At 57.9% G+C, this 23,690-nt stretch carries 23 protein-coding genes; 13 read left to right on the forward strand and 10 right to left on the reverse strand.

Annotation, left to right across the window (positions count from 1 at the left end; all coding sequences use genetic code 11):
* The first annotated feature begins 32 nt into the window (after window positions 1-32).
* The 4 genes from hcp to ltaE all read left to right on the forward strand — a co-directional run bounded on the left by hcp (window position 33) and on the right by ltaE (window position 5,794).
* Entirely contained in the window at window positions 33-1,682 is a 1,650-nt protein-coding gene (hcp, locus tag V2S86_RS11310) for a hydroxylamine reductase (RefSeq protein ID WP_330762479.1), read from the forward strand.
* Window positions 1,683-1,738: 56 nt separating this feature from the next.
* On the forward strand, window positions 1,739-2,743 hold the full coding sequence (gene hcr / locus V2S86_RS11315) for an NADH oxidoreductase (RefSeq protein ID WP_330762480.1): 1,005 nt from the start codon (window positions 1,739-1,741) through the stop codon (window positions 2,741-2,743).
* A 207-nt stretch (window positions 2,744-2,950) separates the two neighbouring features.
* Complete coding sequence (poxB, locus tag V2S86_RS11320; RefSeq protein WP_330762481.1) at window positions 2,951-4,672, forward strand: ubiquinone-dependent pyruvate dehydrogenase; 1,722 nt, start codon at window positions 2,951-2,953, stop codon at window positions 4,670-4,672.
* Window positions 4,673-4,777: 105 nt separating this feature from the next.
* Entirely contained in the window at window positions 4,778-5,794 is a 1,017-nt protein-coding gene (ltaE, locus tag V2S86_RS11325; protein ID WP_330762482.1) for a low-specificity L-threonine aldolase, read from the forward strand.
* A gap of 36 nt (window positions 5,795-5,830) precedes the next feature.
* Here ltaE and V2S86_RS11330 read toward each other — a convergent pair whose 3' ends face one another.
* The gene (locus V2S86_RS11330; RefSeq protein ID WP_330762483.1) at window positions 5,831-6,178 is read right to left on the reverse strand and encodes a DUF1294 domain-containing protein; all 348 of its coding nucleotides are present in this window, start codon (window positions 6,176-6,178) and stop codon (window positions 5,831-5,833) included.
* 144 nt (window positions 6,179-6,322) lie between these two features.
* Here V2S86_RS11330 and V2S86_RS11335 point away from each other — a divergent pair, with 144 nt between their 5' ends.
* Window positions 6,323-7,762: a DUF2867 domain-containing protein gene (locus tag V2S86_RS11335; protein WP_330762484.1), complete on the forward strand. Its 1,440-nt coding sequence runs from the start codon at window positions 6,323-6,325 to the stop codon at window positions 7,760-7,762.
* Between the two features lie 170 nt (window positions 7,763-7,932).
* Window positions 7,933-8,943: an NAD-dependent epimerase/dehydratase family protein gene (locus tag V2S86_RS11340; protein WP_006320882.1), complete on the forward strand. Its 1,011-nt coding sequence runs from the start codon at window positions 7,933-7,935 to the stop codon at window positions 8,941-8,943.
* Here the strand turns inward: V2S86_RS11340 and V2S86_RS11345 are convergent, their stop codons facing one another.
* The gene (locus V2S86_RS11345; RefSeq protein WP_330762485.1) at window positions 8,944-9,780 is read right to left on the reverse strand and encodes an N-acetylmuramoyl-L-alanine amidase; all 837 of its coding nucleotides are present in this window, start codon (window positions 9,778-9,780) and stop codon (window positions 8,944-8,946) included.
* A 189-nt stretch (window positions 9,781-9,969) separates the two neighbouring features.
* Between V2S86_RS11345 and V2S86_RS11350 the strand changes: the two genes are divergently transcribed.
* Complete coding sequence (locus V2S86_RS11350; RefSeq protein WP_330762486.1) at window positions 9,970-11,436, forward strand: DUF3300 domain-containing protein; 1,467 nt, start codon at window positions 9,970-9,972, stop codon at window positions 11,434-11,436.
* 46 nt (window positions 11,437-11,482) lie between these two features.
* Here V2S86_RS11350 and V2S86_RS11355 read toward each other — a convergent pair whose 3' ends face one another.
* Complete coding sequence (locus tag V2S86_RS11355; protein WP_004942542.1) at window positions 11,483-11,806, reverse strand: heavy metal-binding domain-containing protein; 324 nt, start codon at window positions 11,804-11,806, stop codon at window positions 11,483-11,485.
* Window positions 11,807-11,967: 161 nt separating this feature from the next.
* On the opposite strand from V2S86_RS11355, the gene V2S86_RS11360 reads away from it, so the two are divergent.
* The 6 genes from V2S86_RS11360 (at window position 11,968) to artJ (V2S86_RS11385) (ending at window position 16,598) form a co-directional block, all read left to right on the forward strand.
* Window positions 11,968-12,516, forward strand: coding sequence for a lipoprotein (locus V2S86_RS11360; RefSeq protein ID WP_330762487.1), 549 nt, complete (start codon window positions 11,968-11,970; stop codon window positions 12,514-12,516).
* Between the two features lie 254 nt (window positions 12,517-12,770).
* Window positions 12,771-13,499: an arginine ABC transporter ATP-binding protein ArtP gene (gene artP / locus V2S86_RS11365; RefSeq protein ID WP_259216731.1), complete on the forward strand. Its 729-nt coding sequence runs from the start codon at window positions 12,771-12,773 to the stop codon at window positions 13,497-13,499.
* 33 nt (window positions 13,500-13,532) lie between these two features.
* Window positions 13,533-14,264 (forward strand): arginine ABC transporter substrate-binding protein, encoded by a 732-nt coding sequence (artJ, locus tag V2S86_RS11370; protein ID WP_004942530.1) that lies wholly within the window; start codon window positions 13,533-13,535, stop codon window positions 14,262-14,264.
* A gap of 9 nt (window positions 14,265-14,273) precedes the next feature.
* Window positions 14,274-14,990 (forward strand): arginine ABC transporter permease ArtQ, encoded by a 717-nt coding sequence (artQ, locus tag V2S86_RS11375; RefSeq protein ID WP_330762488.1) that lies wholly within the window; start codon window positions 14,274-14,276, stop codon window positions 14,988-14,990.
* On the forward strand, window positions 14,990-15,658 hold the full coding sequence (gene artM, locus V2S86_RS11380) for an arginine ABC transporter permease ArtM (protein ID WP_004942528.1): 669 nt from the start codon (window positions 14,990-14,992) through the stop codon (window positions 15,656-15,658). The genes artQ and artM overlap by 1 nt, the downstream gene beginning before the upstream one ends.
* 205 nt (window positions 15,659-15,863) lie before the next feature.
* On the forward strand, window positions 15,864-16,598 hold the full coding sequence (gene artJ / locus V2S86_RS11385; protein WP_004942526.1) for an arginine ABC transporter substrate-binding protein: 735 nt from the start codon (window positions 15,864-15,866) through the stop codon (window positions 16,596-16,598).
* A gap of 177 nt (window positions 16,599-16,775) precedes the next feature.
* On the opposite strand, the gene rlmC is transcribed toward artJ (V2S86_RS11385), so the two are convergent.
* From rlmC to V2S86_RS11420, 7 genes are all read right to left on the reverse strand, one after another.
* The gene (gene rlmC / locus V2S86_RS11390; RefSeq protein WP_330762489.1) at window positions 16,776-17,927 is read right to left on the reverse strand and encodes a 23S rRNA (uracil(747)-C(5))-methyltransferase RlmC; all 1,152 of its coding nucleotides are present in this window, start codon (window positions 17,925-17,927) and stop codon (window positions 16,776-16,778) included.
* A gap of 70 nt (window positions 17,928-17,997) precedes the next feature.
* Complete coding sequence (locus V2S86_RS11395; RefSeq protein WP_330762490.1) at window positions 17,998-18,477, reverse strand: YbjO family protein; 480 nt, start codon at window positions 18,475-18,477, stop codon at window positions 17,998-18,000.
* Window positions 18,478-18,579: 102 nt separating this feature from the next.
* A complete protein-coding gene (gene potI, locus V2S86_RS11400; RefSeq protein ID WP_330762491.1) occupies window positions 18,580-19,425 on the reverse strand; it encodes a putrescine ABC transporter permease PotI in 846 nt (281 codons plus the stop codon).
* Window positions 19,422-20,387, reverse strand: a complete 966-nt coding sequence (potH, locus tag V2S86_RS11405; protein ID WP_430306000.1) for a putrescine ABC transporter permease PotH — start codon at window positions 20,385-20,387, stop codon at window positions 19,422-19,424. The genes potI and potH overlap by 4 nt, the downstream gene beginning before the upstream one ends.
* Window positions 20,388-20,411: 24 nt before the next feature.
* A complete protein-coding gene (gene potG / locus V2S86_RS11410) occupies window positions 20,412-21,545 on the reverse strand; it encodes a putrescine ABC transporter ATP-binding subunit PotG (RefSeq protein WP_013812251.1) in 1,134 nt (377 codons plus the stop codon).
* Window positions 21,546-21,685: 140 nt separating this feature from the next.
* On the reverse strand, window positions 21,686-22,795 hold the full coding sequence (gene potF / locus V2S86_RS11415; RefSeq protein WP_006320897.1) for a spermidine/putrescine ABC transporter substrate-binding protein PotF: 1,110 nt from the start codon (window positions 22,793-22,795) through the stop codon (window positions 21,686-21,688).
* 408 nt (window positions 22,796-23,203) lie between these two features.
* A complete protein-coding gene (locus tag V2S86_RS11420; protein WP_006320898.1) occupies window positions 23,204-23,683 on the reverse strand; it encodes a YbjN domain-containing protein in 480 nt (159 codons plus the stop codon).
* Between the last annotated feature and the right edge of the window lie 7 nt (window positions 23,684-23,690).

Here is a 23,690-nt window from a genome sequence, read left to right on the forward strand (position 1 = left end):
ATTATAAATGCAACTTTAAAAAGGAAGCGATTATGTTCTGTGTGCAATGTGAACAAACCATCCGAACCCCGGCAGGCAACGGCTGCTCGTATGCTCAGGGCATGTGCGGCAAAACGGCTGAAACCTCCGATCTGCAAGATCTGCTGGTGGCGGCGTTGCAGGGGTTGTCCGCCTGGGCGCTGCAGGCTCGCTCGCTCGGGATTATCGATCATGATATCGACAGCTTTGCCCCACGCGCCTTCTTCTCTACGCTGACCAACGTTAACTTCGATTCTGAACGCATCATCGGTTACGCGCGGGAAACTCTGCTCCTGCGTGACTCGCTGGCCACACGCTGCCGGCTGCTGGATGCCGGCGCGCGCGTCGATCATCCGCTGGCCAGTCTGCAACTTGACGGTGCCGACATGTCGACGCTGTTGCGGCAGGCGGCACAGTTCGCCCTCAACACCGACAAAACCGAAGTGGGCGATGACGTTCATGGCCTGCGCATGCTGTGCCTGTACGGCCTGAAAGGCGCAGCGGCCTATATGGAACACGCCCACGTGCTGGGCCAGTTCGACGACCAAATCTATGCCGATTATCACGCCTTTATGGCCTGGCTCGGCACCCAGCCGCGCGACGTGGATACTCTGCTGAACAATGCCATGGGTATCGGCAAAATGAACTTCAACGTGATGGCGATCCTCGATCGCGGTGAAACTCAGGCCTATGGCGATCCGATCCCCACTGCGGTGAATGTCCGCCCGGTGGCGGGCAAAGCGATTCTGATCTCCGGCCACGATCTGAAAGATCTGCGCATGCTGCTGGAGCAAACCGAGGGCCAGGGCGTTAATGTCTATACCCACGGTGAAATGCTGCCGGCGCACGGCTATCCCGAGCTGAAAAAATTCAAACATCTGGTAGGCAATTACGGCAGCGGCTGGCAGAACCAGCAGATCGAGTTCGCCAAATTCCCCGGCCCCATCCTGATGACCTCCAACTGCATTATCGATCCTAACGTCGGCAACTACGGCGATCGTATCTGGACGCGCAGCATCGTCGGCTGGCCAGGCGTTAACCATCTGGAAGGGGACGACTTCGCCCGCGTGATTGCCCAGGCACAGGGTATGAACGGTTTCCCTTATACCGAGATCGAACATATGATCACCGTCGGCTTTGGCCGCCAGACGCTGCTCAACGCCGCCGATACGGTGATCAATCTGGTGGCGCAGAAGAAACTGCGTCACGTGTTCCTGGTCGGCGGTTGTGACGGTAGCCGCGATGAGCGCAGCTATTTCACCGATTTCGCCCGCAGCGTACCGCAAGATTGCCTGATCATGACGCTGGCCTGCGGCAAATACCGCTTCAACAAGCTGGACTTCGGCACACTGGAAGGCCTGCCACGTCTGCTGGACGTCGGCCAGTGCAACGACGCCTATTCCGCCATCATGCTGGCGGTGAAACTGTCCGAGACGCTTGGCTGTACGGTCAACGAACTGCCTCTCAGCCTGGTGCTGTCTTGGTTTGAGCAAAAGGCGATCGTCATCCTGCTGACGCTGCTGTCGCTGGGGGTAAAAAACATCGTCACCGGCCCGACCGCACCAGGCTTCCTGACCGACAACCTGATGGCGATCCTTTACGACAAGTTCGGCATGCGCCCAATCACCACCGTTGAGCAGGACCTGCAAGCCCTGCTCGGCTAATGCCGTTGTTTTTCGGGGCCGCGCCCATGCCGGCCCCTTTGCCTTTGAGGTGCTCCATGACCCAACCCAGCCCCCTTTGCCCCAACCGCATGCAGGTGCACGCGATCCGGCAAGAAACTGCCGATGTCTGGACGCTGGACCTGATCTGCGACGTTTTTTACCCTTATCAGGCCGGCCAGTTTGCGCTGGTCAGCATCCGCAATACGGAAGAAACGCTGCGCGCCTATACGCTCTCTTCTTCGCCCGGCCAAAGCCGCTTTCTCAGCATCAGCGTACGCTGCCTGCCGGACGGCGCGGGTTCGCGCTGGCTGACGCAGGAGGTCAAACCCGGCAATACCCTGTGGCTGTCCGATGCGCAGGGAGAGTTCAGTTGCGAACGCCACCCGGCCGATCGTTACCTGATGCTGGCGGCCGGCTGTGGCGTTACACCGATTATCTCCATGTGCCGCTGGCTGGTCGCCAACCGTCCAGCCTGCGATATTGCCGTGATCTTTAACGTACACACTCCTGCCGATACGATTTTTGCCGAACAATGGCGCGAGTTGTGCGCCGCGCATCCGCAACTGCAACTGACGCTGATGGCCGAACAGCATGCGCAACCGGGTTACCTCAGCGGACGGATAACGTTAGAGACGTTGCGCCAGGCCGTGCCGGATATCGCCGAACGTAGGGTGATGACCTGCGGTCCGGCGCCTTATATGACGCAAGCGGAGCAGTTTTGCCGCCAGCTTGCCGTACCGGCAACCCGCTTCCACAAAGAACAGTTCCATACGCCGCCGGAAACGGACGCCGGGCAAGGTGAAGGATTAACGCTGCGCGTCGCCCGGCCGCTGCGCGAGTTCCGCGTACCGGTCGGCAGCACGCTGCTGGCAGCGATGGAGGCCCACGCGCTGCCGGTTAACGCCGCCTGCCGCGCCGGGGTCTGCGGCTCGTGCAAAACCCGTATCCTCGACGGTGATTACACCACCACCAGCAGCATGACGCTCACCCCGGCCGAGATCGCCCAAGGGTATGTACTGGCTTGCAGTTGCCAACTGCAGGGTGACGTTACCCTCGCCTGACGGTCATAGCCCCATCTCGCCGATGGGGCATTTATCGGCAAGCAGGCTTCACCTTCCCCTTCTACACTTTCCCCTGTTCCGTGCGTTTTATTACATTCATCTGACGCTAAAAAAGCCTTAATGATTCATGCCCACTGGATTTCAAGTTGCAGCCAACAACGCTGTGGCGTGAAAGATGAGGGAGCCTTTACAACGCTTGGGGGAATTATGAAGCAAACCGTAGCCACACTGGTCGCCAAAACGCTTGAGCAGGCCGGCGTGAAACGCATTTGGGGCGTCACCGGCGATTCGCTCAATGGCCTTAGCGACAGCCTGCACCGCATGGGCACCATCGAATGGCTGGGCACACGCCACGAAGAGGTGGCCGCGTTTGCCGCCGGCGCAGAAGCCCAGCTCACCGGCCAGTTGGCGGTTTGCGCCGGCTCCTGCGGCCCGGGCAACCTGCACCTGATCAACGGCCTGTTCGATTGCCATCGCAACCACGTGCCGGTATTGGCGATTGCCGCGCATATTCCCTCCAGCGAAATCGGCAGCGGTTATTTCCAGGAAACCCACCCGCAAGAACTGTTCCGTGAATGCAGCCATTACTGTGAACTGGTCTCCAATCCGGAACAACTGCCGCGGGTGCTGGAAATTGCCATGCGTAAGGCGATCCTCAATCGCGGCGTGTCGGTGATCGTGCTGCCGGGCGACGTGGCGCTGCGCATGGCGCCGGAAGACGCCGGCATGGTATGGCATACGCCGGCGCTGCCGCTGGTTCAACCGCCGATGAGCGAACTGAACAAGCTGGCGGCCATACTGAATCAGGCCAAGAACATCACGCTGATGTGCGGCAGCGGCTGCGCCGGCTCGCATGACGAAGTCGTCAGGCTGGCCGAGCTGCTGCAAGCGCCGGTGGTGCACGCGCTGCGCGGTAAAGAGCATATCGAATGGGACAACCCGTACAGCGTCGGCATGACCGGGTTGATCGGCTTTTCGTCCGGCTACCACGCGATGATGAACGCCGATACCCTGGTGCTGCTCGGCACCCAGTTCCCGTACCGCGCGTTCTACCCAACCAACGCCAACATCATTCAGATCGACATCGACCCCGGCAGCATCGGTGCGCATTGCCCGGTCAACATGGCGCTGGTGGGCGATATCCACACCACCCTCACCGCCCTGCTGCCGCAGCTGAAGCCGAAGAGCGACCGCGCGTTTCTTGACAAGGCGCTGGAGCACTACCGCACTGCGCGCAAGGATCTCGACGGGCTGGCGACCGCCAATGACGATCAGCCGATCCACCCGCAGTATCTGGCGCAGCAAATCAGCCAATACGCCAACGATGACGCCATTTTCACCTGCGACGTCGGCACACCGACGGTGTGGGCGGCACGCTACCTGAAAATGAACGGCAAACGCCGTTTGCTGGGCTCGTTCAACCATGGATCGATGGCCAATGCCATGCCGCAAGCAATAGGTGCACAGGCCACCGAGCCGGGCAAGCAGGTGATCGCCCTGTGCGGCGACGGCGGTTTTACCATGCTGATGGGGGATTTCCTGTCGCTGACCCAGTTGAAATTGCCGGTCAAGATTGTGATCTTCAACAACAGCGTACTGGGTTTTGTGGCCATGGAAATGAAGGCCGGCGGTTATCTGACCGACGGCACCGATCTGCACAACCCGGATTTTGCGGCGATTGCCAACGCCGCCGGCATCAAGGGCATTCGCGTTGAGAAGGCTTCGGATCTGGACGCTGCGCTGCAAGAAATGCTGGCTCACCCTGGCCCGGCGCTGCTGGACGTGGTAACCGCCAAACAGGAACTGGCGATGCCGCCGCAGATCAAATTCGAACAGGCCAAAGGCTTCAGTCTGTATATGCTGCGCGCCATTATCAACGGCCGTGGTGACGAAGTGGTCGAACTGGCGAAAACCAACTGGTTGCGCTGATCCTCTGCGGGCGCGGCAACCGCTGCGCCTGCCATTTTCCGCTTTTGCCACGCGATAATCCGGCTATGATGGAAGCCATTTTCCGGATTGATGCTGAGGAGTTGTATGCTTATCGATTTACGCAGTGACACCGTGACCCGCCCCTGCACCGCGATGCGCCAAGCCATGGCGCAGGCCGAAGTGGGCGATGACGTCTATGGCGATGATCCCACGGTAAACGCGCTGGAGGCGGAAGCGGTTCGCCTGTCAGGCAAGGAAGCGGCGCTGTTTCTGCCGAGCGGCACCCAGGCCAACCTGGTGGCGCTGTTGAGTCACTGTCAGCGCGGCGACGAATATATTGTCGGCCAGCAGGCGCATAACTATAAATACGAGGCCGGCGGCGCAGCGGTGCTCGGCAGTATCCAGCCGCAGCCGATTGAGGCGAACCCGGACGGCACCCTGTCGCTGGACAAGGTCGCGGCGGCCATCAAACCCGATGACATTCACTTCGCCAGAACCCGTCTGCTGAGCCTGGAAAACACCATCAGCGGCCGCGTGCTGCCGCAGGAGTACCTGCAACAGGCCTGGCGCTTCACCCGCGAGCATCAATTGGCGCTGCACATCGACGGCGCGCGCATCTTCAATGCCGCCGTCGCGCTGAACCTGCCGCTGAAAGAGATTGTGCAATACTGCGACACCTTCACCATCTGCCTGTCGAAAGGGCTGGGCGCGCCGGTAGGTTCGCTGCTGTGCGGCAGTGAAGCCTTTATTCAGCGCGCCCTGCGCTGGCGCAAAATGACCGGCGGCGGTCTGCGCCAAGCCGGTATTCTGGCGGCGGCGGGTTTGTATGCGCTGGAGCATAACGTCGAACGGCTGCGCGATGACCACGACAACGCCAAATGGCTGGAACAGCAATTGCAGGGAATGGGCGTGGAGATTGCCGAACCGGGCGCGCAAACCAACGTGCTGTACCTGCGCCAAACGCCAGATCTGGCGGCAAAGCTGGGGCCGTGGATGCGAGAGCGTGGCGTGCTGATCAGCAGCGGTCCGCTGACGCGCATTCTGACCCATCTCGACGTCAGCCGTCAGGACCTGCAGCAAGTCGTCGATTTATGGCGGGAGTTCCTCCGGCAGCATGCCTGAATCCTGGCTTGGACGGGGCGCCACTGCGCCCCGCCTTCAGATAATCCAGCGGCCGTACACCCAGTACCAGATCCCCAGCGTCGCCACCAGGTTCAGCACTACGCTGAGGATAAACCAGGTTTTGAACGGCTGTTTCTGGGTTTTATGACGAAACAGCTGCTGTGCGACTATCGCACCGATCCAGCCCCCCACCAGCCCAAACACCAGCAAGGTGCTTTCCGGCACCCGTTGCCAGCCCTTGCGTGCAGCAAACTTATCCGCGCCGTACACCAACAACGTCAGCAGGTTGGCCAACAGCCACCACATTCCCAGCGGATGCAGGAAAAACAGGCTGGCGATTAAAGCCAGACCCAACAGGGCATAACAAACAGCATTCAGTTTCATATCATCCGTCTTATCGCAGGCAAACGGCGCGTAGTGTGACCCCGCCGGTTGGCAGATGCAACTCCCTCATAACCACACAAAAAGTGCATTTAAACGCCCGATTTGGCATTCTGTCACCGACTTTCACTGCATAAGGCAGCGCTGATGACACCCCAACGCGTATTGGTTCTCGGAGCCAGCGGCTACATTGGCCAGAACCTGATCCCTCATCTGATCGAACAGGGACATACCATTACCGCCGCCGCACGCCGTCTGGAATGGCTGCAGGAACAGAACTGGCCGCAGGTCGACTGCCACTATGTCGACGTTTACCGCCCGGAAACCCTGGCTGCCGCGCTGTGGGATAGAGATGCCGTTTATTATCTGATCCACGGCATGGGCGATGGCGACGACTTTATTGAAAAGGAACGCCAGGCGGCGGAAAACCTGCGTGACGCGCTGCGCAGTTCCGCCGTCAAACAGGTGATTTTTCTGGGTGCCTTGCAACCGGCAGGCGACAGTTCGCCGCACCTGGTGGCGCGCAAGCTGACCGGGGAAATCCTGCGCCAAAGCGGTATCCCGGTCACCGAATTGCGCGCCGGCATTATCGTCGGCCCCGGTTCGGCAGCGTTCGAAGTGATGCGCGATATGGTCTATAACCTGCCGGTGCTGACGCCGCCGCGTTGGGTGCGCTCTAAATCTTCACCGGTGGCGCTGGAAAACCTGCTGATGTATCTGGCCGATCTGCTGGCGCATCCGGCGGAAGAAAACCGCATTTTTGACATCGCCGGCCCGGAATACATCAGCTACCAGACCCTGTTTGAGCGTTTCATCCGCATCAGCGGCAAAAAGCGTTGGCTGATCCCGATCCCCCTGCCCACGCGCTTTATTTCAGTGTGGTTCGTCAGCCTGATTACTTCGGTGCCCACCCCCATCGCCGCCGCGCTGATTCAGGGCCTGAACCACGACTTGCCCGCCGACGGCAAACCGCTGCAGGCGCTGATCCCGCAAACATTGCAGACATTCGATGAGGCGGTACGCGAAACCCTGCGCCGCGAGAAGGAGGTGGTCGACTCTGCCGACTGGGGCTACGATCCGGAGGCGCGGGCACGCTGGCGGCCGGGTTACGGTTTCTATCCCAAGCAGGCGGGCTGCACGCTGGAAACCCAGGCGTCCAGCCAGGCGTTGTGGCACGTGGTGCAGCAACTGGGCGGCAAAGAGGGGTATTTCTATGCCAATCTCCTGTGGCAGATCCGCGCCCGCATGGACGATATGCTCGGCAATCGTGTGGTGTATGGCCGCCCAGAGCGCGATACGCTGGCGGTGGGCGATCTGGTTGACGGCTGGAAAGTGATCACCCTCAAACCACAGAGTCAACTGGCGCTCTTGTTCGGCATGAAAGCGCCTGGCCTGGGCCGTTTAACCTTCACGATCAAAGATCACGGCGATCGCCGCAGCCTTGATGTGCGCGCCTGGTGGCACCCCGCCGGTTTCAGCGGGTTGCTGTACTGGTTCGCCATGATGCCCGCCCACTTGTTCATTTTTCGCGGCATGGCGCAGCGTATTGCGAAGCTGGCCGAAGAACACGAATGCAATCGGCCGTAACCCGCGGCACAGCCTGATGCTCATTTGTCGATCAACCGCACAGTTTGCAGCTGCGGTTAAGCCCTTTCCGATTGCATAGCGCACGAAATCACGGAAGAATGGCATCTTATTTGCTGGGGTGCCGCTGACGGCCTTCAGCATTCTGATTTTTGGCGAGAATAGAGTTCGTTATGAAGGTATTGGTCACCGGTGCAACCAGTGGGTTAGGCCGTAACGCCGTTGAATATCTCCGCCGCCAGGGCATAAAAGTACGCGCCACCGGCCGTAATCAGGCCATGGGCAGTTTGCTGGAAAAAATGGGCGCGGAATTCATTCATGCCGATCTCACCAACCTGATCTCATCGCAGGCCAAAGCGATGCTGGCCGAGGTGGACGTGCTGTGGCACTGCTCCAGTTTTACCTCCCCCTGGGGTACCGAAGAGGCGTTTGAGCTGGCGAACGTGCGTGCCACCCGTCGCTTGGGCGAATGGGCGGCGGCCTATGGCGTTTCGCAGTTTATCCATATCTCTTCACCGGCGATTTACTTCGATTACCATCACCATCGCAACATTACCGAAGATTTCCGGCCGGCGCGCTATGCCAACGAGTTCGCGCGCAGCAAGGCCGCCGGCGAACAGGTGATCCAGCAACTGGCGCTGTCCAACCCGCAGACCCACTTCACCATCCTGCGTCCTCAGGGGCTGTTTGGCCCTCACGACAAAGTGATGTTGCCGCGCCTGCTGCAGATGATTAAGCATTACGGCAACCTGCTGCTGCCGCGCGGCGGTGAAGCGCTGGTGGATATGACCTATCTGGAAAACGCGGTGCACGCCATGTGGCTGGCGACCCAGAAGGAGGATACGCCGTCCGGGCGCGCCTACAACATCACCAACCAACAAGCGCGCCCGTTGCGCAGCGTGGTGCAACAGTTGATCGACGAACTGGGCATGAAATGCCGGATCCGCTCGGTGCCCTACCCGATGCTGGATATGATGGCGCGCGGCATGGAGAAGCTCGGCAGTAAGAGTGAGAAAGAGCCGGTGCTCACCCATTATGGCGTCGCCAAGCTCAATTTTGATCTGACGTTGGATACCACTCGCGCGCAACAGGAACTGAATTATCAGCCGATTGTCTCGCTGGATGAAGGCATTACCCGCACCGCCCGCTGGCTGAAAGAACACGGCAAGCTGTACGGCCTGTAATCAACGCGCCGCACCGTACTTCTGCAGCAACGCATCGACAATCGCCTCGCTTTCCGCATCCGGCTCACCGCGAAAATCGCTGGGCCGGAAGTGCATCTGGAACGCCGCCAGCAGGTTTCGCTGCTGCCGCGCATCCCACTGCGCATCGACGCCATACCCGTAGCGCGCCAATTTTTCCAGCAGCGGCGCCAACGGCACCGCCGCATGGCGGTCACGCCCCGCCAATCGCCTTTGCACCTCTGCCGCGTCCGGCCAGGCGCCGATCCCCGCCTCCGCCAGTTGCTGCCAGGGAAAGAGCGGGCCGGGGTCTTGCTTGCGTTGCGGCGCTATATCGCTGTGCCCCACCACATCGGTCGGCTGGATGCCGTAGCGCTGAATGATATCCCGGCTTAGCGGGATCAACAGCGCGATTTGCTCGGGCGTATACGGCTGCCAATGGGTAAACAGCATGCTGCGGCTGAACCCGCGATTGACGATCTCAATGCCTATCGAGGTGTCATTCAGGCTGGTGCGACCGCGCCAATAGCTGGCCCCGGCGTGCCACGCGCGCAACGCTTCCGGCACCAGTTGAAAGGCAACAGGTTTGCCCTGTTCGCGCAGCGGATGCGCCGGCAGCAGGTAATGTGCGCTGACATGTTCATCCGTCAGCGTTTTTAACGAAGAATGGAAATCTTCTGCGGTGTAGTGCATCACCAGAAAACGGATGCGCTGGTCGGCGCCTTGCGCCTGATGCAGAGTTTCAAGCTGGTAGCCACCGCGATCGACGGTGGTACCCTGCGGTGCGGTTTGGCAACCGGCAAGCAGCGTGGCGGCAATGATCCCTGGCCAAATTTTCACGTATCCCTCCTCTGGGTCAGATCCCCAAATTTGTAACTCAGGTTGATTAACTTGTATCCAATAATCAAGTTGATCAATAAATGATGACAGACCCGCCAGATGTGCAAGCGAGTATTGCTCAGCACTCGCAGCCCGCCCGACAGATGATAGCCTCATCATATTACCTGTGCTGAAATAAGCGAATAAACCATGCGCAAATCGAACTGTTTAACCGGGTTGATCTGTCTCGCTCTGCTGCCGCTCAGCGGTTGCGATCAGAAAAGTGTCGCCGGCGTAATGGGCGTAACTCAACCCGTCGCGGCACCGGCCTATACGCCGCTAAGCGCCGATCAGCTTTATCAGTTGGTCAGCCCGGTAGCCCTGTTTCCCGACAAGTTGCTGGCTCAGGTGTTGGCCGGTGCGGGTTATCCCGATCAAATCAGCGCCGCAGACAATTGGCTGGCGCAGAACCGCAGCCTGCAACCGGCGGCGCTCACCACGGCCGCAGACGCCCAACCCTGGGATCCCAGCGTTCGCAGCCTGGTGCAATTTCCTGACGTGCTGGACCAGATGGCAAAAAACCTCCCCTGGACCAGCGCGCTGGGCAACGCTTACGCCAACGATCCCACCGACGTAATGAACGCCGTCCAGGTGATGCGCCAGCGCGCGGCGAATAAAGGCACGCTGAAGAGCTCGCCCCAGCAACGGGTGGTGATTGCACCGATCGCGCGTACACTCCAACAGCCTTACCAGCAAACCGTGGTCGCCGCACCCGATCGGGTGATTGTGATAGAACCCAGCCAGCCGGATGTGGTTTATGTGCCGCGTTACGATCCCTGGGTAGCCTACGGCGAAGCCGTGCCGATTTACCCCGGTTACCACTACCAACCGGCCTCTGGCTACAGCGGTGGGGATATGCTGGCGGCCGGCGTTATCAGCTTTGGCGTCGGTATCGCGGTCGGCGCCTTGCTCAATCAGCACGACAACAGCTGGCATAACTGGGATGTGCACTGGAACGATCGGCGTCAACCGGTGATTTACAACAATGCGCCTTATATATCGCACTCCACTACTGTGATTAATCGCGTTTCCAATATCAATCAGTACAATAATGTGAACCGCACCACTACCCTGAATAACTACAATACGCGGGTGAATCAGGCGCCACATTTCGTTCCGACCATGCCAACGGCAGAGCGCCCGGCGCCGAATTTTGCCACCATGGCAAAACCGCACTTTGCCCCCCAGCAGGCAGGCAACGCTCATCCACCGGTAGGAATGCCGGCCTTCACCCTTTCAGCGCCTCCGGTCCCCCACCCGGCAATGCAGCCCAACCTCGCCCATCAGCCGATGAACACGCCAAACTTTAACCATTCCGCCCCTGCAGTCATGCCGCAACATCCGCGCGCGAAATCCCCAATACTGCATCCAGCGGATAACCGGGCAACGCATCAGTCTGCGCCATTGGCAGCGGTTCCTCATCCAGGCTTCGCGCCTTCTTCGGCAGCGCAGTTTCATCAGCAGCAAGAGCCGCACCGTCTGATACTCACGGCAAAACCGCAGGAACAACACCGTCTGATACCCGCAGCAAAACCGCAGGAACAACACCGTCTGATACCCGCAGCAAAACCGCAGGAACATCGCCCGCTGAAACCTGAAGAACACAAGGTGGGATAAAGAGACTGCGCCCCGACGGTTGCCGGGGCGTCTCATAAAATGGGGGTTAGCGGCTGACTTTCACTGCGGTGCCGCTGACGGTCACCATCAGCATGCTGCTGTCTTTACCCACGGTTTCATAGTCGATATCAATGCCGACCACCGCGTTGGCGCCCAGCTCTTTCGCCTGTTCTTCCAGTTCCTGGAATGCTATCAAGCGCGCTTTACGCAGTTCTTTCTCGTAAGCGCCGGAGCGGCCGCCGACGATATCGCGCACGCCGGCGAAGAAATCACGAAAAATATTGGCACCGAGGATCGCCTCGCCGGTGACAACGCCGCAGTATTCGGTAATGGTAAACCCTTCCAGGGTCGGGGTGGTTGAAAGCTGCATCAGAATTCCTTGTTTGATTAATTCATCACTTTTCTATGACCATCGTTTTAGCACTATGTTCTGTTAGGGAATGGCACTCAGTACGAATGCAAGGCCCGAAAACGCATTTATACTGTAGGCTATCGGTCTTCATGGTAGAGACTTTCACATAAGGTAATCAGATGAAAACAAAAACGATTGCGGCTGTTTTTCCCTTAGCGCTGTTATTGAGTGCCTGTACCACCGTCGAGCCGGCATTCAAGGATATCGGCACCCGTACCGGCGGTTGTGTGGAAGGCGGCCCGGATACGGTCGCACAGAAATTTTACGATCTGCGCCTGCAACAGGGCCCTGCGGCTTCCCTGCCGGACAGCAACCGTCTGGCACAGTTGCAGCCCTACCTGAGTAAGGTGCTGTACCAGGATCTGGTCGCCGCCAACCAAAACCCAGGCAAGCATCAGGTAACCGGCGATCTGTTCTCCGGCAATGCCCAGGGGGCGACCAGCGCCTCCGTTGCCGGCGCGTCTACCATTCCTAATACCGATGCGAAAAATATCCCGCTGCGCGTTCAACTGAGCCACCAGAAGGACGGCGGCAGCACGGTCAACTGGCAAGATGAGGTGCTGATGGTGCGTGAAGGCACCTGTTGGGTGGTGGATGATATCCGCTACCTGAACGTACCGCCGCACGCCGCCAGCGGTACATTGCGCCAGGTACTGGAAAACCAGTAACCCCCCGCCACCGGCGCTCTTCGGCGTCGGTGGCCAAATGCCTTGATTGCGCTCAAAGTTCGCTCAACTTAAGAAATTTCGCTACATACCTCACAGCCTGCACGACAAATCCCCCCTTCGAACCTGAGTCGCGGTATCTTGTGCTATTCTTTTACTATTCTGCCGCGCAGTAATAAATTTTAACGCACAAAGATTGCATAAGTATTCTGTGGAAGTTAACATTCGCGGCATCAATATCTATTCAATTCTGGCGCATGAGCATTCAACTTAACGGTATCAACTGCTATTACGGCGCACACCAGGCGCTGTTTGACATCACGCTGGATTGCCCAGCAGGGGAAACTTTGGTGCTGCTTGGTCCAAGCGGTGCCGGGAAAAGCTCATTGCTGCGGGTATTGAATCTGCTGGAGATGCCCCGTTCCGGGCAATTGCAGATCGCCGGTAACCAATTCGATTTCAAACAGGCTCCGGGCGAAAAAGCCATTCGCGAACTGCGTCAGAACGTTGGCATGGTGTTCCAGCAATACAACCTCTGGCCACACCTCACCGTGGTGCAAAACCTGATCGAGGCACCGTGCCGCGTGTTGGGTCTGACCAAGGCACAGGCGATGGAACGCGCGGACAAACTGCTGAAGCGTTTGCGCCTGACTGACTTTGCCGATCGTTTCCCGTTGCACCTTTCCGGCGGCCAGCAACAGCGCGTGGCGATCGCCCGTGCGTTGATGATGGAACCACAGGTCCTGCTGTTCGATGAACCGACCGCCGCGTTGGATCCTGAAATTACCGCCCAGATCGTCAGCATCATTCGCGAATTGGCCGGCACCGGGATCACCCAGGTGATTGTAACCCACGAAGTGGAAGTGGCGCGCAAGACCGCCAGCCGCGTGGTGTACATGGAAAACGGTCGCGTGGTGGAACAGGGCGACGCCAGTCATTTTGCACAGCCGCAGACCACCGAGTTTGCTAATTACTTATCACACTAATAATTTTACTTGCTGTAATTTGGGGAGTTTGCGATGAAAAAACTAATAATCGCCGCCGTTCTGGCCGGCATCAGCGTTTCCGCCTCTGCAGCCGAAACGATCCGTTTCGCTACCGAAGCCTCATATCCTCCATTTGAATTTATTGACGCCGGCAACAAGATCCAGGGTTTTGACGTCGATCTGGCCAATGCGCTGTGTAAAGAGATCCAGGCCGACTGCACCTTCACCAATCAGGCCTTCGACAGCCTGATCCCAAGCCTGAAGTTCAAGCGCTTCGACGCGGTCATGGCCGGTATGGACATCACGCCTGAGCGTGAAAAACAGGTGTTGTTCACCAAGCCGTATTACGACAACTCCGCCCTGTTTGTCGCGCAGAAAGGCAAAGTGGCCGACGTTGCTGCGCTGAAAGGCAAAAAAGTGGGCGTGCAAAATGGCACCACCCATCAAAAATACCTGACCGACAAACACCCGGAAATCACGACCGTACCTTATGACAGCTATCAGAATGCCATTCTGGACCTGAAAAATGGCCGCGTTGACGCGGTATTCGGCGACACTGCGGTGGTCAACGAGTGGCTGAAACAAAACGCTGCGCTGGCGGCGGTAGGCGATAAAGTGACGGACAAAGATTACTTCGGCACCGGTCTGGGCATTGCCGTACGTCAGAAAAACACCGAGTTGCAGGGCAAGTTCAATGCGGCTCTGGACAAAATCAAGCAGGATGGGACTTACGAAACCATCTACAAAAAATGGTTCCAGCAGTAATCAACCCCGATGAATGAAATTCAACCTCTAGCAAGCGCCGCCGGGATGACCGTCGGCCTTGCCGTTTGTGCCCTTATCCTCGGGCTGATCCTGGCGATGCTGTTTGCCGTCTGGGAATCGTCACGCTGGAAAGTCGTCAGCTGGCTCGGTACCGCCTGGGTGACGCTGCTGCGCGGCCTGCCGGAAATTCTGGTGGTGCTGTTCATCTATTTCGGTTCGTCGCAGCTGCTGTTGATGCTGTCCGACGGCTTCACCCTGAATTTCGGTCTGTTCCAGCTGCCCATCCAACTGGCAATCGATAACTTCGAAGTCAGCCCGTTCCTGTGCGGCGTGATCGCGCTCGCCCTGCTCTATTCGGCTTATGCGTCGCAGACGCTGCGCGGCGCATTGAAGGCCGTGCCGCAGGGGCAGTGGGAATCCGGACAGGCGCTCGGGATGAGCACGGCGGCCATTTTCTTTCGCCTGATCATGCCGCAGATGTGGCGCCATGCGCTGCCTGGCCTCGGTAACCAATGGCTGGTATTGCTGAAAGATACCGCGCTGGTGTCATTGATCAGCGTTAACGACCTGATGTTGCAAACCAAGAGCATCGCCACCCGTACCCAGGAGCCTTTTACCTGGTACGTCATTGCAGCGGCAATTTATCTGGTCGTCACCCTGTTCAGCCAGTACGCTCTCAAACGTATCGAACTGCGCGCCACGCGTTTTGAGCGGGGGCCGGTCTGATGCTTGAGTTCTTGCCGGAAATTATCAAAGGGCTGCACACCAGCCTGACGCTGACCATCACCGCGCTGATTGTGGCGCTGGTGCTGTCGCTGCTGCTGACGGTGATCCTGACGCTGAAAACGCCGATCCTGACGCCGCTCGTGAAGATCTATATCACGCTGTTCACCGGCACCCCGCTGCTGGTACAGATATTCCTGATCTACTACGGTCCCGGCCAGTTCCCGGCGATCCGTGAATATCCGTGGTTATGGAACCTGCTGTCGCAGCCGTGGCTGTGCGCGATGATCGCGCTGGCGCTGAACAGCGCCGCCTACACCACCCAGCTGTTTTACGGTGCGGTGCGGGCGATCCCGGCCGGCCAGTGGCAATCCTGCGAAGCCTTGGGCATGTCACGTTCACAGTCGCTGCGCATTCTGCTGCCTTTCGCCTTCAAACGCGCGTTGTCGTCCTACTCCAACGAAGTGGTGCTGGTGTTCAAAAGTACCTCGCTGGCTTATACCATCACTCTGATGGAAGTGATGGGCTACAGCCAACTGATGTATGGCCGCACCTATGACGTAATGGTATTTGGCGCCGCCGGCCTGGTGTATCTGTGCGTCAACGGTCTGCTGACGTTGCTGATGCGCATCGTCGAGCGGCGTGCGCTGGCGTTCGAACGCCGCAACTGAGTGCTCTGCCAGTCAATCTACAAGCCCTGCCTTCGCGCAGGGCTTTTTATTTCCACCGCAATTTTTAATCATTTATATTGCATATCAATTCATTAAATGGCAGGGTAAACGCCAGCGACCACCGCATGAACCTTTGGGTTATTGTCAGTAAAATCAAGCGGTGGCGAGATAAAAATACGCAGACTTGCAGACAGGAGCCTTACGCATGAAAAAACTATTACTTGCCGCAACGGTGCTGGCCGGGATCGCCTTCAACGCCGGCGCTGCCGACACCATTCGCTTCGCCGCTTCCGCCACCTACCCGCCGTTCGAATCACTGGATGCCAGCAATAAAATCGTCGGCTTTGATATCGATCTGGCCAACGCGCTGTGCAAACAAATGAAGGCGGAATGCACCTTCACCAACCAGGCGTTCGATAGCCTGATCGCCGCGCTGAAATTCAAAAAATACGATGCAGTGATCTCGGGCATGGACATCACGCCGGAGCGCAGCAAGCAGGTCGCCTTCACTCAACCGTACTACGCCAACTCGGCGATTGTGATCGCCGAGAAAGGTAAATTCAGCTCGCTGGCCGATCTGAAAGGCAAGAAGGTGGGGATGGAGAACGGCACCACTCATCAGAAATACATGCAGGACAAGCACCCGGAGATTAACACCGTCTCTTACGACAGCTACCAGAATGCCATTCTCGAGCTGAAAAATGGCCGTATCGACGGCGTATTCGGCGATACCGCCGTGGTGAACGAATGGCTGAAGAACAACCCTCAACTGGCACCGGTCGGCGAGCACGTCACCGACGCGCAGTACTTCGGCACCGGTCTGGGCATTGCGGTGCGTCCAGACAATAAGGCGCTGCTGGCCAAGCTGAACGCCGCGCTGGACGCCATCAAAGCCGACGGGACTTACAAGGCCATCAACGACAAGTGGTTCCCGCAGTAAGACCTAAAAACGACATTAATCTGTAAACAAGACCCGGCTATCCGGGTCCCAGACTGCTGACAAAGCCCGTTATTAGGGAGAGCGTGCCGTAGGGGGCGCAGCGGCTTGCCCGCCGGAGCGCCCCTCGGTGCACCAGGCCCGGATATCTCGGGTTCAAAGACAACTTTGTCATCAAACTCAGACCCGGCTATCCGGGTCTTTGCAGTTACGTACAAGCAGCGTCAGCACTTCGTAATGGGCGGTATGCGGGAACATATCAAACAGCTGCACACGCTCGATGCGATAATCCGGCAGCCCTTCAATGTCTTTCGCCATACTCTCGGCATTGCAGCTTGAATACAGAATGTAGTCTGGCGCCATCTGATTCAGGTAGTCGCACAGCGTCTGGCCGATACCGCGCCGTGGCGGATTGACCAACACCAGCTGCGGCACGCTGCCTTCAGCGGTGGCAAAACGCGTGGAGTCCAGCGCCTGGAAACTGACGTGCTGCAAACCCAGCGTTTCCGCCGACTGGCGCGCGCAAGCAATGGCTTCGGCGCTGATTTCGATGCCGGTCAGGCGGGTTTCCGGCTGCGCGCAGTGCAGGCCAAACCCGCCCACGCCGCAGAACAAATCCCACATGCTGTCGATACCCAGCGCCCGAACCCAGTCGCGCGCGGTAGCGTACAGTTTGGCCGCCACCTGTGGATTGGTCTGGAAAAAACTTTGCGGGCGGATATACAACGGCACCTGATTAAACTGCTCCTCCAGCGCCTGTTGCTCGGTCAGCGGGATCTCGCGCTCCCCTTCCATTATCGCCATATGCACCGGCTGAATATTGGCGGAAATCACCCTGAGCTGCGGCAACTGCTGCTGCAGCCACGGCAATGCGGCCCGCAGTTGCGCCAGTTTGCTATCCGAACGCAGCACAAAGCGCAGCATCACGCCGCCGCTGTGGGTGCTTTCGGTCAACAGCAGATACTTCAGTTCACCGCGCTTGCGCGCCACGTTATACGGCGTCAGGCCGGCGCGGGCGATAAAGCTTTTCAACACCACGAACATCGGTTCAAAACTGGCGGGATACAACGGGCAAGCACCCAGATCGACCGCCGTGCCGTCGCGATGCAGCATCCCCAACAGCGGGCGCTCTACGCTGCCGCTGACCACCATTTTGGCTTTATTGCGAAACGCGCTCTGCTCGCCGGCAAGCGGCTCCAGCCACTGGGCGATATCACGCCCGGCCAGCAGCGATTGCAGGTGATGCTGTTTGTCCGTCAGTTGCTGTGGGTATGGTTTTTCCAGCCACTGACAGGAACGGCAGGTTCCTGCCGTATACAAAGCGCAATGCATAAAGATGACCCTGTGGATTCGGGGTGAATAATTAAGGGCGCAGAGTTTATCACTCTACGCCGTTAAAATCTCAGTGACGCGCGGCGAAATACCGGCGGCTGGTGACGGGAACAAACAGTAACGCCAGGATAACCGCGTCGGGAATTTTTTGCAGGATCAGGACATGCAGGATCTGGCTGCTGGTTTCCCCTTCAACGGTAAAAACCTCTGGCAAAAAGCTGCCGATGGTCGCCAACAGCAAATAGCCGACCACCAGACACTGGCAAATCACGTAGCCCCAGCGCCCCCAATTGCGGCCGCGCATCACCGCAAAGCCGCAGCTGATTTGCAGGCACAACAGCAGCAGGCCGGCCAGAAAAATAAACGTAGAATCCCAGGCCTGGGCGCTGGTACTGACAAATTCCTGGGCGCCGTCGACACCCAGTTCCCCCAACAGCAACAGCACACTGATGCATTTGATAGCCACCATTGCCGTCCCGGCCACCATCACCGGTACCGGCGCATCTGAAGTCGATCTCATTCCCTGCCTGCTGTTCAGCATGTCTGACATATCCGTGTATACAACCAAACGCCGCCTATTCAGGCGGCATATATAAAGTCAGGTAATCAATTGCAATACCAATAATTGCAAAAATAGCAGGTTTGAACCGAATCAGCTACGGGCGGCCTTTTGTAATTCGCGCGATCGCTGTTTTTCCGAGCGCGCCATAAACCACCAGGCAATCAAACCGATAATCCCCACCACCAGCAAAATCAAACTCGCCAGGGCGTTGATTTCCGGATTCACCCCCATACGCACGCTGGAGAACACCAACATCGGCAAGGTGGTGGCGCCCGGCCCGGCGACGAAGCTGGCAATCACCAGATCATCCAGCGACAGGGTGAACGCCAGCATCCAGCCGGCAACCAGCGCCGGGGCAATCATCGGCAGCGTGAACACGAAGAACACTTTTAGCGGCGTCGCGCCCAGATCCATCGCCGCCTCTTCGATCGAGCGGTCCAGTTCACGCAGGCGCGAACTGATCACCACCGAGACATAGGCGGTACAGAAGGTGACGTGCGCCAACCAGATGGTGAACATCCCGCGCTCCGACGGCCAGCCAAAGGCGTGCCCCATCGCCACAAACAGCAGCAGCAGCGACAGGCCGGTGATGACGTCCGGCATGACCAGCGGCGCAGTCAGCATAAAGGCGAACCCCGTTGACCCGCGGAAACGGCCGAAACGCACCATCACCACGGCGGCAATCGCCCCCAGCACCACAGCAGCGGTCGCCGAAGCGGCCGCTATCGTCAGGCTCAGCCCAACGGCGCTGATCATCGCCGAATCATGGAACAGCTCCGAATACCAGCGCGTAGACCAACCGGCCCATACCGTCACCAGTTTGGAACTGTTGAACGAGTAAATGACCAGCATCAACATCGGCGCATACAGGAAGGTGAAACCTATCACCAAAATGGCGATACGCCACGGTGAACGCACTACCGGCAAGTTGTTCATCCCTGCCCCCCCATTTCCTTGTTCTGGTGCTTGTGGAACCAGAGAATAGGTACAATCAGCAACAGCAGCATGACGGTGGCAACCGCCGAAGCCACCGGCCAGTCGCGGTTATTGAAGAACTCTTGCCACAGCACGCGGCCGATCATGATACTGTCCGGGCCGCCCAGCAGTTCAGGGATCACAAACTCCCCTACCGCCGGAATAAACACCAGCATCGAGCCGGCGATAATGCCGCCGCGGGTCAGCGGCACGATCACGCTAAAGAAGGTTTTCAACGGCTTGGCACCCAGATCCAGAGAAGCCTCAACCAGCGAGTAATCCAGCCGGGTCAGCGCGGTATAAATGGGCAATACCATAAACGGCAGGTAGGAATACACCACACCGATATACACCGCCAGATTGGTATGCAGGATCACCAAGGGTTGATCGATAACCCCCAACCACAGCAGGAAATTATTGAGGATACCGTTGTTTTTCAGGATCCCCATCCAGGCGTAAACGCGGATCAGGAACGAGGTCCACGATGGCAGGATCACCAGCAGCAGCAAAATGTTGCGGGTTGAAGATTTGCTGTGTGCCACCGCCCAGGCTAACGGGTAACCGATGATCAGGCAGCAAATCGTCGATACCGCCGCCACCTGCAACGATTGCAAATAGGCATCCAGATACAGCGGATCGTCGGTCAATTGCAGGTAGTTGGCAAAATTGAGCGCGATATCCAGTTTGCCTTCCGCCCAGTTCATCAGATCGGTATAAGGCGGAACGGCCATCGCCAGCTCCGACAGGCTGATCTTGAACACAATCAAGAACGGCAGCAGGAACAGCAGCATCAGCCACAACAGCGGCACTGCGATCACCAGTTTGCGGCCGTGGGCCATTTGCAGGCGCTGGAAAAACGCTTTAAGCGGGCCGGGGCCGTTAGCCGGCGGTTCCGACGGCGTGCGTTCAGAAAGCATTGTCATAACAATTACTCCTCACCTTCTCAACTACACCGTCAACACTACGCAGCTGTCGGCTTCCCAACACAGGCGCACTTCATCGCCCCAGGTCGGCATCCCTTTGCGGAAACGGTGGCCGTTCTGCAACTGGGCGCTGAGCATCTGGCCGCTGAGCAGCTTCACGTGGTAGATCGACAGATCGCCGAGGTAAGCGATATGCACCACTTCCCCCACCGCAAAGTTGCAGCCGTCTTGCGGCACCTCTTCGCACAGCATGATTTTTTCCGGCCGCAGCGCAACCTGGATCGGCACGCCGTCCACCACCGACGAATCCGGATCCACTTTCAGCGCATGACGCAGGCCGGGGCTTTGCAGGATCAGCGCATCGTCATGACGCTCCTGCAGCACGCAGTCAAAGACGTTGACCGAGCCGATAAATTCAGCGCTGAAGCGGCTGTTCGGATGCTCGTAAATCTCTTCCGGCTCACCGATTTGCACAAACTTGCCGCGGTTCATGATGGCGATGCGCCCCGCCATGGTCATCGCTTCTTCCTGATCGTGGGTGACCATTACGCAGGTCACGCCTACGCGCTCAAGAATATCCGTCACTTCAAGCTGCATGCGGTCACGCAGTTTTTTATCCAGCGCGCCCATAGGTTCATCCAGCAGCAACAGCTTCGGCCGCTTGGCCAGGCTGCGCGCCAACGCCACACGCTGCCGCTGGCCGCCGGAGAGCTGGTGCGGCTTGCGTTTGGCGAACTCTTGCATGTGTACCAGCGACAGCATCTCCGCCACCCGCTCGGCGATTTCCGCACGCGGCATTTTGTCCTGCTTCAGGCCGAAAGCGATGTTCTGCTCAACCGTCATGTGCGGGAACAACGCGTAAGACTGGAACATCATATTGATTGGCCGCTGGTATGGCGGCACGTGCGACATGTCCTGCCCGTCGAGCATAATCTGCCCTTCCGTTGGCTGTTCAAAGCCGGCCAGCATGCGCAACAACGTAGACTTGCCGCAGCCGGACGGCCCCAGCAGCGCAAAGATTTCGCCCTTGTAGATGGTCAGGCTGACGTCTTCGACCGCGTTTTGGCCGTCAAAGGTTTTAGTGAGGTTACGGATTTCCAGCAGAGGGGTGAAAACCTTCTGCGACTTGGCTTGAGGACGAGGAATGACGTCGTTCAATCGGGGTGCTCTCCGGTGTAAAGCAGTGCAAAAAACCACGGCGATTGCCATGGCCCAAAATGGCAACGCAGGCGGGGAGCACCCGCCTGCTGATCAGAACACGACTGAAAACCGGGCTCAACTGGCTGAGCCCTTACGCATTACTTCCCGCTTTTAACTTTAGTCCAGGCACGGGTAATGACACGGTCCAGCTTCGGCGATTGCACGTTCAGCGTGAACAGCTTGGCGCGCAGATCGGCCGGTGGATACACGTTCGGGTTATTGCGTATATCGGCGTTCACCAGCGGCGTGGAATCCTTCACCGCATTGGCGTAATACACGAAGTTGCTGATGCCCGCCATCACGTCCGGCTTGAGCAGGAAGTTCAGGAACTGATAAGCAGCGTCCTTGTTTTTGGCATCCGCCGGCATGGCGAACATGTCAAAATAGGTCAGCGCACCTTCTTTCGGGATGGTATAAGCCACGTTCACGCCATTCTTCGCTTCTTTGGCGCGGTTAGCCGCCTGCATCACGTCGCCGGACCAGCCGATCGCCACGCAGATGTCACCGTTCGCCAGATCGTTGATGTACTGGGAAGAGTGGAAGTAACGGATGTTCGGCCGCAGCTTGAGCAGCAGATCGTTCGCCGCGCCGGTGTAATCCGCCGCGTTGGTGCTGTTGGGATCTTTACCCAGATAATGCAGCACGGTCGCATAGATCTCGCTAGGCGCATCCAGGAAGGAAACGCCGCAGCTCTTCAGTTTTTCAAGGTTTTCCGGTTTGAGGATCAGATCCCAGCTGTCGACCGGCGCGTCTTTGCCCAGCACCGCTTTCACCTTGTCAACGTTGTAGCCGATGCCGGTGGTCACCATCAGGTAAGGAATGCCGTACTTGTTGTCCTTGTCGTTATGCGCCACCAGTTGCAGCATCTCGGGATCAAGGTTTTTGTAATTCGGCATTTTGCTCTTGTCGAGCGGCTCGAAGATACCGGCCTTCGACTGGCGCTCAAGGAAGTTGGACGAAGGTACCACCAGGTCATAACCGGTGCTGCCCGCCATCAATTTGCCTTCCAGTACTTCATTGGAGTCAAAGACGTCGTACACCACTTTGATGCCGGTTTCTTTCTGGAATTTAGCTAAGGTGTCCGGCGCAATATAGTCGGACCAGTTATAGACGTGCAGCGTTTTTTCATCGGCTGACGCTGTGACGGACGCGGCCATCAGCAGGCCGGCAACAACACCCGATAACCACTTTTTACGTTGGGTGACCATCCGTAACTTCCTCCAAAACAGGGGTGAATCATAGAATTGAACTTGTATCCCGAAATGATACAAAACCTTTCCTGATCGAGCGCAATCGTTGCAACCGCGAATTGAATGGCTATGCATTTGATTGCATACGCCTTTTTCAGCTGTCCAGCCCGCGTGGTCACAAGGGGAATCGCAAGCCCTTAGCAGAATCAGCAGCATAACCGGTGTTGCCGAAACGCACCAGCCTTCAGGGCTAAAAACGCCTTTTATCGATTTTTTATGCAGTTTCTCTCTATGTGATACGCCATTAATGGCATAAACGGCGAGAAATATCTGGCAACAGAGGGTAAAACGCAGAATATATTATTGCGGAAGGAAATAAGGGCAGCATGCCGCCGGAGGTACGGCATGCATCATGTACAGCGGCGATCAGTGCAACATTGGTTGGCGGTCAGCGGTAGCCGGGTTCTCTTCTTCGTCACCCATAAACAGCAGATCGTTCGCCCGCGCCTCGAGGATCACCATCGAGATCTGTTCTTCGCCCTGCTGCATAAAGTGGGTGAACTGCTCCAGCGTCACGCCCACGGCGATACTCAGCGACTGACAGACGATCAGTTTCGGCAGGTTGTCGTCCTGGATATCGACAAACGCCTTGATGGTCAGCGAACTGGCGTTGATCTGGCTGAGATCGGCCACCAGCGGGATCAGCGCGGTCGGCTTTACCTCGGCCAACGCGGAGAACAAGATCACGTTGTCAACCAGATCGATCTTGGCGTCAAACACGCCGTCGAAGTTTTGCATGTGCGGCAGGTGCAGCGCCTGACAGGAATCGCACTCAAAGAATGAAATGCCCGATTGATCCAGCCAACGTCGCAACAACGCCAAATCAGGGACAATGAGTGAATCCATATTACCA

The sequence above is a fragment of the Serratia sp. C2(1) genome (genome assembly GCF_036352655.1).
Lineage (GTDB): Bacteria > Pseudomonadota > Gammaproteobacteria > Enterobacterales > Enterobacteriaceae > Serratia > Serratia inhibens.